This window comes from Flavobacterium aquaticum (genome assembly GCF_003259835.1).
Lineage (GTDB): Bacteria > Bacteroidota > Bacteroidia > Flavobacteriales > Flavobacteriaceae > Flavobacterium > Flavobacterium aquaticum.
On sequence record NZ_QLMI01000001.1, the window covers coordinates 123,026 to 134,389 of the forward strand.

15 protein-coding genes are annotated in these 11,364 nt (G+C 29.9%); all 15 read left to right on the plus strand.

All coding sequences use genetic code 11. The annotated features are described in order from the left end of the window. Position 1 precedes the first annotated feature (1 nt). The 15 genes from B0I03_RS00645 to B0I03_RS00715 all read left to right on the plus strand — a co-directional run bounded on the left by B0I03_RS00645 (position 2) and on the right by B0I03_RS00715 (position 11,364). Positions 2–763 carry an ABC transporter ATP-binding protein gene (locus B0I03_RS00645; RefSeq protein WP_394338056.1) on the plus strand — a complete coding sequence of 254 codons (762 nt, stop codon included), beginning with the start codon at positions 2–4 and terminating at the stop codon, positions 761–763. After that, entirely contained in the window at positions 753–2,048 is a 1,296-nt protein-coding gene (locus tag B0I03_RS00650; RefSeq protein ID WP_245902892.1) for an ABC transporter permease, read from the plus strand. Before B0I03_RS00645 ends, B0I03_RS00650 begins: the two co-directional genes overlap by 11 nt. Further along, entirely contained in the window at positions 2,023–2,472 is a 450-nt protein-coding gene (locus tag B0I03_RS00655; protein ID WP_111565562.1) for an acyl-CoA thioesterase, read from the plus strand. The genes B0I03_RS00650 and B0I03_RS00655 overlap by 26 nt, the downstream gene beginning before the upstream one ends. Further along, positions 2,469–3,605 carry a beta-ketoacyl-[acyl-carrier-protein] synthase family protein gene (locus tag B0I03_RS00660; RefSeq protein WP_111565943.1) on the plus strand — a complete coding sequence of 379 codons (1,137 nt, stop codon included), beginning with the start codon at positions 2,469–2,471 and terminating at the stop codon, positions 3,603–3,605. The genes B0I03_RS00655 and B0I03_RS00660 overlap by 4 nt, the downstream gene beginning before the upstream one ends. Positions 3,606–3,607: 2 nt before the next feature. After that, a complete protein-coding gene (locus tag B0I03_RS00665) occupies positions 3,608–4,222 on the plus strand; it encodes a 3-oxoacyl-ACP synthase (protein ID WP_111565563.1) in 615 nt (204 codons plus the stop codon). A gap of 2 nt (positions 4,223–4,224) precedes the next feature. Next, positions 4,225–4,482 carry a phosphopantetheine-binding protein gene (locus B0I03_RS00670; RefSeq protein WP_111565564.1) on the plus strand — a complete coding sequence of 86 codons (258 nt, stop codon included), beginning with the start codon at positions 4,225–4,227 and terminating at the stop codon, positions 4,480–4,482. Positions 4,483–4,492: 10 nt separating this feature from the next. Next, positions 4,493–5,683: a beta-ketoacyl-[acyl-carrier-protein] synthase family protein gene (locus B0I03_RS00675; protein ID WP_111565565.1), complete on the plus strand. Its 1,191-nt coding sequence runs from the start codon at positions 4,493–4,495 to the stop codon at positions 5,681–5,683. After that, on the plus strand, positions 5,683–6,744 hold the full coding sequence (locus B0I03_RS00680) for a beta-ketoacyl synthase N-terminal-like domain-containing protein (RefSeq protein ID WP_111565566.1): 1,062 nt from the start codon (positions 5,683–5,685) through the stop codon (positions 6,742–6,744). Before B0I03_RS00675 ends, B0I03_RS00680 begins: the two co-directional genes overlap by 1 nt. Positions 6,745–6,878: 134 nt before the next feature. After that, on the plus strand, positions 6,879–7,502 hold the full coding sequence (locus tag B0I03_RS00685) for a polysaccharide deacetylase family protein (protein ID WP_245902894.1): 624 nt from the start codon (positions 6,879–6,881) through the stop codon (positions 7,500–7,502). Next, complete coding sequence (locus B0I03_RS00690) at positions 7,492–8,118, plus strand: LolA family protein (RefSeq protein WP_111565568.1); 627 nt, start codon at positions 7,492–7,494, stop codon at positions 8,116–8,118. The genes B0I03_RS00685 and B0I03_RS00690 overlap by 11 nt, the downstream gene beginning before the upstream one ends. Next, positions 8,096–8,707, plus strand: a complete 612-nt coding sequence (locus B0I03_RS00695) for a hypothetical protein (protein ID WP_111565569.1) — start codon at positions 8,096–8,098, stop codon at positions 8,705–8,707. The genes B0I03_RS00690 and B0I03_RS00695 overlap by 23 nt, the downstream gene beginning before the upstream one ends. Before the next feature lies 1 nt (position 8,708). Next, entirely contained in the window at positions 8,709–9,305 is a 597-nt protein-coding gene (locus tag B0I03_RS00700; RefSeq protein ID WP_111565570.1) for an outer membrane beta-barrel protein, read from the plus strand. A gap of 13 nt (positions 9,306–9,318) precedes the next feature. Further along, positions 9,319–9,696: a hotdog family protein gene (locus B0I03_RS00705; RefSeq protein ID WP_111565571.1), complete on the plus strand. Its 378-nt coding sequence runs from the start codon at positions 9,319–9,321 to the stop codon at positions 9,694–9,696. Between the two features lie 74 nt (positions 9,697–9,770). After that, the gene (locus B0I03_RS00710) at positions 9,771–10,184 is read left to right on the plus strand and encodes a hypothetical protein (protein WP_111565572.1); all 414 of its coding nucleotides are present in this window, start codon (positions 9,771–9,773) and stop codon (positions 10,182–10,184) included. A 31-nt stretch (positions 10,185–10,215) separates the two neighbouring features. Next, positions 10,216–11,364 carry a DUF2062 domain-containing protein gene (locus B0I03_RS00715; protein ID WP_245902896.1) on the plus strand — a complete coding sequence of 383 codons (1,149 nt, stop codon included), beginning with the start codon at positions 10,216–10,218 and terminating at the stop codon, positions 11,362–11,364.

Genomic DNA, 11,364 nt, shown 5'->3' on the forward strand with positions numbered 1-11,364 from the left:
AGTGAATAGCAATAAAAACATAATTCAAATCAATCAACTTTTTAAGCAATATAAAGAGGCGGATTATTTTTCAGTGAATAATCTAAATTTAAGTATTGAGGAAAAAGAAATATACGGTTTATTGGGACCAAATGGCGCTGGAAAAACCACTTTAATATCAATGCTTTGCGGAATTATCAAACCAACTTCAGGTAATTTTAGCATTAACAATCTTACTTACGAAAAAAACGCATTTGAAATAAAAAAAACAATAGGTGTAGTTCCGCAAGAATATGCTCTTTATCCAACACTTACTGCGAGAGAAAACTTGTTATATTTTGGAAGTATGTACGGACTTAAAGGTAAAATTCTGAAAGAAAAAGTAACTTTAGCTCTTGACCAATTAGGTTTGTTGAAGTTTGCCGATAAAAAAATCGAAACTTTTTCGGGCGGAATGAAACGCAGAATTAATCTTATTGCTGGAATTTTACACGAACCTTTAATTCTTTTTTTAGATGAACCAACCGTTGGAGTTGATGTGCAATCTAAAAATGTAATCATTGATTATTTAAGAGAATTAAACGCAAAAGGAACTACAATTATCTATACATCGCATCATTTAACCGAAGCACAGGATTTTTGTACTAAAATTGCCATTATCGATAGAGGAACAATTTATGCAGAAGGAACACCAAGCGAATTGATTCAAAGCACAACTGGTGCACATAATTTAGAAGATGTTTTTATTTCATTAACCGGTAAAGAACTTCGCGATGATGTATAAATTATGGATGTCGGTTTATAAAGAATTTCTTTTATTGAAAAGAGATTTTGGAGGTTTAATCATCTTATTTGTGATGCCTTTGGTATTAATTATTACCATTACTTTAATTCAAGATAGTACGTTTAGAACGGTTACCGAAAGTAAAATTCCTGTTGTTTTAATTGATAACGATAAAGACGAAATTTCTAAATCGGTAATAGAAAACCTAAATAAAAGTGGTCAGTTTGAAATTGTTTCTTCTTTAGATGGAAAAAACTTAACAGAAAATTCAGCAAAAGAAGCTGTTTTTAAAGGAAAATTTCAGCTAGCTATCATTATACCAGAAAATCTAAGTAAAGATTTGCAATTAAAAGTAAATCAAAACGTAGATAAAATAATTTCAAATTTTGGAATTGGTGATCTTTCGGAAGAGCCAAAAAAAGATTCACTTCCACAAATAATAAACAAAAAAGAAGTCCGACTTTATTTTGATCCTGCTACGCAAGCCACGTTTAAAAGTAATGTAAAAAGTAGTATTGATAAAATGATTTCTCAAATTGAAACCAAATCCATTTACGCTACTTTTCAAGAGCAATTAGGAGAAGGAGAAGAACCTATTTTTGAGCAGGAAAGTTTCATTACGTTTAAAGAAATTGTTCCAACGGTTGATAATAAAGAAATTTTACCAAATTCGGTGCAACATAACGTTCCGGCTTGGACTTTATTTGCCATCTTTTTTATAATTGTTCCGCTTTCTATTAATATTGTTAAAGAAAAAGGACAAGGAACACAAATTCGATTACTAACCAATCCAGTTCCATATTCTATAGTGATTGCTGGAAAAACAATTACGTATTTGGTAATTTGTATGATTCAGTTTTATCTAATGGTTTTAGTTGGAATGTATTTATTTCCCTATTTAAGTTTACCAACATTAGATTTAGATGGAAAATTTTTTCTAATGAGTGTTGTTGCATTATTCTCAGGATTAGCAGCAATTGGATTCGGAATTTTACTTGGAACTATTGCTAAAACTCAAGAACAATCAGCACCTTTTGGAGCAACTTCGGTAGTAATTTTAGCTGCTATTGGTGGCGTTTGGGTTCCCGTATTTGCTATGCCAAAAGTAATGCAAGTTATTTCGCATATTTCACCTATGAATTGGGGATTAAACGCATTTTATGATGTTTTACTACGTAAAGCTGATGCTGTAGAAATTCTTCCCGAAATATTTTTACTACTTTTGTTCTTTATAATTACAATTTTTATTGCCATCCAATATGATAAAAAGAAAAGAGCAGTATAACGAGGCTTCTCATTTAAGCGTTTCTAAAGATATTAGAGTTCGATTTAACGAAACAGATCCATTAGGAATTGTTTGGCACGGTTATTACATCACTTATTTTGAAGATGGAAGAGAAGCTTTTGGAAGATTGCACGGTATATCTTATCTAGATGTTCAAAAACACGGTTATACAACTCCAATTGTAAAATCGGTATGTGAACATAAGTTGTCATTAAAATATGGCGATGTGGCTCGTATTGAAACTACAATTGTAGATTCTCCAGCAGCTAAAATGATTTTTAGATATGTAATTTACGATAGCAATAATGAAATAGCTTGTACAGGTGAAACCGTTCAAGTGTTTTTAGATAGTGATGGAAATTTAGTTTTAAATGCACCTTCTTTTTATGAAGAATGGAAAAAAAGCGTTGGATTATTAAAATGATAGCAAATAAAACAATTTATATTTCCGATGCGAACTGCGTAACTCCGTTAGGTTTTGATTTAGAAGCCAATTGGAAGGCGCTCGTAAAAGGGCAATCAGGTATTCAATTTCAAGAAAAATACGGAAATCTTTCTTCTATCTATGCTTCTATAATTGAAGATGAAAAGTTAAATGAAAGTTTTCTAAAAGTTTCTAATGAAAACACGTTTACCAAATTAGAAAAGATGCTCATTTTAGCATTGCACCCAATTATAAATAAAAATAAAGTTACCGAAAAATCAGTTTTAATTCTTTCTACAACAAAAGGAAATATTTCGTTATTAGAAAATCAAGAATTACCAATTGAAGAAGCGCAGTTAGCAACATTAGCAAAAAAAATAAATACTTTTTTCGGATTTAAAACAGAACCAATCGTGGTTTCAAACGCCTGTGTTTCTGGAGTTTTAGCGGTTTCAGTTGCTAAACGAATGATTCAGTTTGGCGCTTATGAAAACGCATTTGTAATTGCTGGAGATGAAATTTCCGAATTTGTTTTGTCTGGTTTTAATTCGTTTCAAGCGATGAGTAGTTTGCCTTGTGCTCCTTATGATGAATCTCGAAATGGAGTAACTCTTGGCGAAGCAGCAGCAGCGGTTTATATTTCTTCGGAAAAACCAACTGAAAACGCTGTAGCAATCATTGGTGATGGAGCTATAAACGATGCCAATCATATTTCTGGACCATCAAGAACAGGTGAAGGCTTGTTTAAAAGTATTGAAAGTGCTTTCAAAGATGCAAATATTAGTAAAGATAAGTTAGATTACATTTCGGCTCACGGAACTGCCACTTTATACAATGACGAAATGGAAGCAACTGCTTTTTCTCGTTCCCATATTGATACTGTTGCCATAAATAGTTTAAAAGGCTATTACGGACACACATTAGGCGCTTCTGGATTGTTAGAAATTGTAATCGGATTGCAATCGGTTTATAACGAAGAATTATTAGCATCAAAAGGATTTAAAAACTCTGGAGTTTCTATTCCAATTGCTATTTTAAAAGAAAATAGAAAAAAAGAAATCAAATATTTCTTAAAAACAGCATCAGGCTTTGGCGGATGTAATACAGCAATACTGTTTGAAAAAATAAATTAAAATTGACGACAAATTATCACATATCAAGCTATTGCAAAATAGAAAATAATACACTTCAACTAAACGGAGCAACTGTTTTAGAAATGAACGATGTATTATTTCCTGAATTTATTAAAAATGCATCAAAAACAATCGGCTTAGAATATCCAAAATTTTTTAAAATGGATAATTTAAGTAAATTAGCCTTTTTAGGAGCAGAAGCAATCTTGAAAGACAACATCGATTTAGAAAATGAAAACGATATTGCGCTTGTATTTGCTAATAAATCTTCAAGTTTAGATACCGATGTAAAATATCAAGATTCAATTTCTGATTCCGAAAATTATTTTCCAAGTCCTGCCGTTTTTGTGTACACATTACCTAATATTTGCGTGGGTGAAATAAGTATCAAACATCAATTAAAAACAGAAAACGCATTTTTTGTGTTTGATGATTTTAAACCCGATTTTATGTCAAATTACGCATCGTATTTGTTAGAAAGCGGTAAAACACAAAAAGTACTTTGCGGTTGGGTAGAATATTATAAAAACGAATACAAAGCTTTTGTTTACCTAGTAGAAAAATCAGGAACAATTGCACACGATAAACAAAATATACAAACATTATACAATCAATAATTATGGAAGCTTTAAAACAAGAATTAAAATCAAAAATCATTGAAGTTTTAAATTTAGAAGATATTGCAATTGAAGATATTAACGATAACGATCCTTTATTTGGAGATGGTTTAGGTTTAGATTCAATTGATGCTTTAGAATTAATTGTGCTTTTAGATAAAGAATACGGAATTAGATTAGCTGATCCAAAACAAGGAAAAGCAATTTTCGAATCAATTGAAACTATGGCAGCTTATATTGCTGAAAACAGAACTAAATAATACAATCTAAATGAAAGTTGCAATTACAGGCATGGGAATTATATCTTCAATAGGAAATACTGTTGAAGAGAACTTCCATTCATTAGTTTCCCTAAAAACGGGACTTTCTACAATTTCAAACATTGAAACGATTCATAAAGACATCATTAAAGTGGGAGAAATTAAACTGACTAATGAGCAATTAGCCAAGCAACTTAATTTACCAAGTGATAATAATTATTCTCGTACCGCATTATTAGGTGCTATTGCAGCTAAACAAGCAGTTGAAAATGCAAAAATTAGCGATATGAATGCATATAAGTCAGGATTGATTTCAGCAACAAGCGTTGGTGGAATGGATATGACTGAAAAATATTATTACGAATATTTTGAAAACGAAGCTTGCCAAAAATACATAACCAGTCACGATATTGGAGATAATTCTCAAAAAATCGCGAATTGTATCGGATTAAAAGGCATGGTTACTACAATTAGTACGGCTTGTTCTTCTGCAGCAAATGCAATTATGTTAGGCGCAAGATTAATTCAATCTGGCGAATTAGATAGAGTAGTGGTTGGAGGAACAGATGCTTTAGCAAAATTTACCATAAACGGATTTAAAACGTTGATGATTTTGTCTGATGACTACAACGCTCCGTTTGATAACAACAGAAAAGGATTAAATTTAGGTGAAGCCGCTGCGTTTTTAGTTTTAGAATCGGAGACGATTGTAAAAAAAGAAAATAGAGAAGTTTTGGCTTACGTTACCGGTTTTGGAAATGCAAATGATGCTTTTCATCAAACAGCTTCTTCGGAAAACGGCGATGGTGCTTTTTTAGCTATGAATAAAGCCTTCAAAATGGCTAAAATTCAACCAGGCGAAATTGATTACATAAACGCCCACGGAACGGCGACACCAAACAACGATTTATCTGAAGGAAGAGCCATTATCAGAATATTTGGAGAAAATGTTCCTGATTTCAGTTCGACCAAGCCTTTTACAGGTCATACTTTAGCAGCAGCTGCGGGTATTGAAGCAGTTTATAGTATTTTGGCAATTCAGAATAATATTATTTTTCCTAATTTGAATTTTAAAACAAATATGGAAGAATTCAATTTAACGCCACAACTTACACTTAAAGAAAAAGAGATACATCATGTACTTTCAAATTCTTTCGGATTTGGAGGAAATTGTTCCACTTTAATATTTTCAAAGAACTAATGCAAAAGTGCTACATTAACGGAATGGGATGCGTCTCTTCTCAAGAAACATATGATACTTCTTTCTTAGAATCGGTTGAAATTAATACAACCGAAAACATAGTTTATGCTAAACAACCTTCATACAAAGAATTAATTCCGCCAGCCGCAGCAAGACGAATGGCAAAAGGAGTTAAAATGGGCTTAGCCGCATCAACAAAAGCGTTAAAAGAAGCAAATGTTGAGGTTCCAGACGCTATAATTACTGGAACGGGAATGGGTTGTATTGAAGATTCTGAAAAATTCTTAAAAGCTTTAATTGATAATAACGAAGAATACTTAACACCAACTAATTTTATTCAATCTACACACAATACTGTTGGTGCACAAATTGCCTTAGGATTAGGTTGTAAAGGTTATAATTTCACGTATGTTAATGGTTCAATTTCTTTTGAATCAGCTTTGCTTGATGCAAAATTACAACTTGAAAATGAAGAAGAAAACACGATTTTAGTTGGTGCTGCCGATGAAACATCATCGCATACAATGGAGTTGTTTAAACTGGTTAACATCATTAAAAAAGAAAGCGATCAACCTTATTCTGTTTTAGATTCAAATTCTTCAGGAGTAGTTTACAGTGAAGGTGCAACTTTTGTAACTTTAGAAAATGTAAAAAAAGAAAATTCTTATGCCGTTTTAGAAGCATTACAAATTCAAAACGAATTGAATATTGACGAGGTTGAAAGTTTCATTAGTAGCTTTTTAGAAAAGAATAATTTAAAAATTCAAGATATTGATGTTGTTGTTTTAGGAAATAACGGAGATATTAGTTTTGATACTTATTACACAGCTGTTGATTCATTATTTGATCAAATTCCGCAAGTTTATTACAAACATCTAAGTGGGGAATTCAATACCGCTTCTGCATTTGGATTTTGGGTTGCAGCATCGATTCTTAAAAATCAAGCAATTCCGCAAGTTGTAAAAATGAACTCTTTTGAAAAAGCTAATTTTTCAAAAGTATTACTTTATAATCAGTTTCAAGGAAAAGACCATAGCTTAGTACTTTTATCAAAATGTTAAAACATAAATATTCTGTATTTATATTTTTTGTACTGCTTGCTATTTTGTTTTTCACTAAAGCAAGTATACTTTTTTATGTTTTACTTTTTTTGTCTTTTTTAGCCATAACAACTTGGGGTGCTTTTGATATAAGATTGAACTATTTTACTAAAGCTATTTGCAAAAGTAATGCTACTAATAAAAAAAATATAGCCATTACATTTGACGATGGTCCGCATGAAAAAACTCCTGAAATTTTAGATGTTTTAATGGAATACAATGCAAAAGCCACTTTTTTTTGCATTGGGAAACAAATTGAAAAACATCCTGAAATTCTTAAACGCATTTTAAACGAAGGTCATATTATAGGAAATCATTCCTACTCGCATTCTAAATGGAATGGTTTTTTTTCTACCCAAAAAATGGTTTCAGAAATTGAACAAACCAATATTTTAGTATCGAAACTCGTTAATAAAAAAGTTAGACTTTTTAGACCGCCTTTTGGAGTTACAAATCCTAATATAGCAAGAGCTGTTGTTAAAACAAATCAAATAGTTGTAGGTTGGAATATTCGCTCATTAGATACTGTTATTGAAAGTGAAAATGCTATTTTAAATCGAATTAAAAACAGATTAAAACCAGGAGGAATTATTCTATTACATGATACTTCTGCTAAAACTGTATCTGTTTTGGAACAGTTATTGCTATTTTTGCAATCAGAAGGTTATCAAACAGTAACAATTGAAGAATTATTAGAAATCTCTGCTTATGAAAACTAAATTTTTAGTGCTGATTATTTTAATTTGTAGCTTTAAAATGAACGCACAAGAGCAAAAAATGTCGGCTCAGGAAATAGTTAAATTTAAAGAAACGATAGAGAATCAGTCAAAAAATATTAAAACAATTAAAACTGATTTTGTTCAAATAAAACATATGGATTTTTTAACGAAAGACATTGAAACTTCTGGAAAAATGTACTTCAAATCTCCGAATTTGTTAAATTGGCAATACACAAAGCCTTACCAATATAGTATTATTTTTAAGAATAATAAAGTCTATATAAATGATCAAGGCAATAAAAGTACGGTTGATGCAAAAAGTAAAATTTTTGAGAAAATCAATAAACTTATCGTAGGAAGCGTTAGCGGTAATATGTTTGACGATAAAGAATTTGATATTTCGTATTTCAAAACTAAGGAACATTACATCACTAAATTGATTCCAAAAACTGCCTCGATAAAAAAGATGATTAAACAAATTGATTTGTATTTTCCTTTAAAAGATGCTACGGTTTCTGAAGTTAAATTAATTGAATCATCTGGAGATTACACAAAAATTATATTCAAAAATAAAGTAATTAATACAAAAATTGATGATTCGGTATTTACTAATTAGTGCTTTCTTTAGCCTGTTTATTTCATGTAAATCGTATCAAATAAAAGATGCTGTTTCTGTAGATAATTCTTTGCAATTTGTTCAAAATCAATATTTTTCGGATGTTTCATTAGATTATGTCTATAAAACACACATCGAGATTTATGGAAACAAAATGGGCGGAATTTTCATTGCAAAACGAATTAACGATACCATCCACAGAATGGTTTTAACAACTGATTTTGGAAATAAACTATTAGATTTTGAAGTTTCTGAAAACAGTTTTAAAGTAAATTTTGTAATTGATAATCTAGATAAAAAAATAATCCTCAATACACTAAGAGACGACTTTAGAACGTTGTTACAAGTGAATAGTAAAGTCTTCAAAACTTATAAAAGAAATAAAGAAGTAATTTATCAAACAGAAAACAATGCATATTACTATTTTGATGAGGTTTCAAGCAACTTAACCAAGATAATTAAAACGAATAAAAGAAAGGAAAAGGTTATTTTTACATTTAACCCAAAAAAAACTACTTTTGCAGAAAATATCAATATTCAACATAATAACATTAAACTTAAAATAGATTTTAATCAAATAAACAATTAACATGAAAAAAGCATTTTATTTATTAGCCATTTTATTTGGATGTGTAACTTTTAGTAACGCACAAGTTTCTTTTAAGCCAGGATTTAGAGCAGGTTTAAATGTTTCTCACTTCTCAAAAGGAGATGATGCTTATTACAATGATGGATTTACTAGCAATAGAGATTTTGGTTCAAGAACAGATTTTTATGTTGGTTTTTTTGGTGATTTGAAACTTACAAAATATTATTCATTACAACCAGAAATTAACTATTCAAGACAAGGTTCAAAATACGATTACTATGATGAAGCTTTAATGAGAAACCAATCTACAGATTTAGAAGTATCTTATTTAGCAGTTGGAATTGCTAATAAATTTACCTTTAATAAACTTAACGTTCACGTTGGACCAACATTTGAATTTTTAGTTGATCAAAATTTTGACACGGATGCTGATATAGATTTAGCATTCTTCTTAGGTTTAGGATATGATATTACACCAAATTTTGGAGTTGAAGCAAGAATTAAAAAAGGAATTGTACCTGTATTAGATTATTCTGATGGAAATCATACAAATGTTGTGTTTTCTGTTGGAGGATTTTATAAATTTGACGTAAAATAATAATACAAAACTTATGTTGTTACAGGATTTTTATAGCGTAGATACATTAAATTCAGTTAGCGAAGGGAAATATATTGCTTCAATAACATTAAATAAAGATCACGCCATTTTTAAAGGACATTTTCCAGGAAATCCTGTAACACCAGGAGTTTGTATGATGCAAATAATTAAAGAAATAACAGAAAGTATTTTGAAAGTTTCTTTAACTATGGTGAGCACATCAAACGTAAAGTTTATGGCATTAATTAATCCAGAAGTTAATGCTAAACTAACTTTAGATTTAGAAATTTCTGAAAATGAAGCTTCAGAAATAAAAGTAAAAAACACTACAAGTTTTGACGAAACTGTAGCTTTAAAACTTTCAAATACCTATAAAAAAATAGCTTCTTGAAACTAATTTCATCAATAGTATTTTTAATAACTTTCTTTTCATTTCAAAGTTATAATGTAACAGACATTAGAAAAATGTATGTTGAATCTTCGGTTTCTAAAACCAATGCGATGAAGTTCCATGATTTTATGAGTAATTATTCAAAAAATGATGAAACTTTATTAGCTTATAAAGGAGCTTCAATAGCTTTAAAAGCAAAACATACAACTGGAATTAAACAAAAGAAAGAAGAGTTTATCAAAGGAATTACTATTTTAGAATCGGTAATTAAATCGAATCCCAATAATATTGAAGCGCGTTTGATTCGGTTAAGTATTCAAGAAAATACACCAAAAATACTTAAGTACAAAGGAAATATTGAAGCTGATAAAAAACAAATTGTACTTTTGTTTAACAAGCAATCAGTTGATTTAAAAGAATATATACGAGATTTTGTAAATCAGTCAAAAGTTTTTACGGAAGCTGAAAAACAACAATTAAAAAAATAGAATGCTTTCAAATTCTACTATTTCAGAAACAATGAATCTAAAAAAGGTTTGTGTTATTATTCCAACTTATAATAACCACAAAACTTTAAAAAGAGTTATAGATGGTGTATTACAATATACAACAAATGTCATTGTTGTGAATGATGGTTCTACTGATAGCACTTCTGAAATTATAAATTCATATGCTACTATAGATTCTATTTCAATTCCCAAAAATCAAGGAAAAGGAAACGCACTCCGATTAGGATTTAAAAAAGCAATTGAAAACGGATTTCATTATGCCATTACAATAGATTCAGACGGACAACATTTTCCTGATGATATTCCTGTTTTTTTAGAGGAATTAGAAAAAAGCGATAGTAATATTTTACTAATTGGTAGCCGAAATATGAATCAAGAAGGCGTACCAAAGAAAAGTAGTTTTGGGAATAAATTTTCTAACTTTTGGTTTTGGTTTGAAACCGGAATTCAATTAGAAGACACTCAATCAGGTTATCGATTGTATCCGTTATTACACATTCCAAAGAAATATTTTACCAAAAAATTTGAGTTTGAAATCGAAGTTATTGTTCGTTCTGCATGGAAAGGTGCTGTCGTGAAAAATATTCCTGTAAAAATTTTATACGATCCAACCGAACGCGTAACGCATTTTAGACCTTTTAAAGATTTTACAAGAATTAGTATTCTAAACACCGTTTTAGTGCTAATAACCCTTTTATATATTAAACCAAGAGATTTTTTTAGAAGTTTCCAAAAAAAAAAAATAAAGCAATTCATACAAGATGAAATTTTAGAAAGTAACGATTCTAATTTAGTAAAATCATTGTCAATTGCATTAGGAGTTTTCATTGGAATTGCACCCTTTTGGGGATTTCAAACTGTCTTAGTTATCTTTTTTGCAGTTTTATTTCGATGGAATAAAATATTAGCGTTTACCTTTTCTAATATTAGTATTCCACCCATGATTCCTTTTATTATTTTCGCATCTTTACAAATAGGTTCTTATTTTGTTGGAGGTGATGTGTTTTTTAACGAAAATCAAGAATTTTCTTTTGAAATGATTAAAAATCACACAACTCAATACCTTGTTGGAAGTTTTATTTTAGCTACAATTACAGCATTTGTTTTCGGATTTTCTAGTTATTTCTTACTTTCGCTGACGGGAAAATCAAAAAAATAA

What these genes read in the sequence shown, in the direction of transcription:
- B0I03_RS00650 (WP_245902892.1), top strand. Translation starts at nt 753, where the DNA reads ATGATGTATAAATTATGGATGTCGGTTTATAAAGAATTTCTTTTATTG.
- B0I03_RS00655 (WP_111565562.1), top strand. Translation starts at nt 2,023, where the DNA reads ATGATAAAAAGAAAAGAGCAGTATAACGAGGCTTCTCATTTAAGCGTT.
- B0I03_RS00660 (WP_111565943.1), top strand. Translation starts at nt 2,469, where the DNA reads ATGATAGCAAATAAAACAATTTATATTTCCGATGCGAACTGCGTAACT.
- B0I03_RS00670 (WP_111565564.1), top strand. Translation starts at nt 4,225, where the DNA reads ATGGAAGCTTTAAAACAAGAATTAAAATCAAAAATCATTGAAGTTTTA.
- B0I03_RS00675 (WP_111565565.1), top strand. Translation starts at nt 4,493, where the DNA reads ATGAAAGTTGCAATTACAGGCATGGGAATTATATCTTCAATAGGAAAT.
- B0I03_RS00680 (WP_111565566.1), top strand. Translation starts at nt 5,683, where the DNA reads ATGCAAAAGTGCTACATTAACGGAATGGGATGCGTCTCTTCTCAAGAA.
- B0I03_RS00690 (WP_111565568.1), top strand. Translation starts at nt 7,492, where the DNA reads ATGAAAACTAAATTTTTAGTGCTGATTATTTTAATTTGTAGCTTTAAA.
- B0I03_RS00695 (WP_111565569.1), top strand. Translation starts at nt 8,096, where the DNA reads ATGATTCGGTATTTACTAATTAGTGCTTTCTTTAGCCTGTTTATTTCA.
- B0I03_RS00700 (WP_111565570.1), top strand. Translation starts at nt 8,709, where the DNA reads ATGAAAAAAGCATTTTATTTATTAGCCATTTTATTTGGATGTGTAACT.
- B0I03_RS00705 (WP_111565571.1), top strand. Translation starts at nt 9,319, where the DNA reads ATGTTGTTACAGGATTTTTATAGCGTAGATACATTAAATTCAGTTAGC.
- B0I03_RS00710 (WP_111565572.1), top strand. Translation starts at nt 9,771, where the DNA reads ATGTATGTTGAATCTTCGGTTTCTAAAACCAATGCGATGAAGTTCCAT.
- B0I03_RS00715 (WP_245902896.1), top strand. Translation starts at nt 10,216, where the DNA reads ATGAATCTAAAAAAGGTTTGTGTTATTATTCCAACTTATAATAACCAC.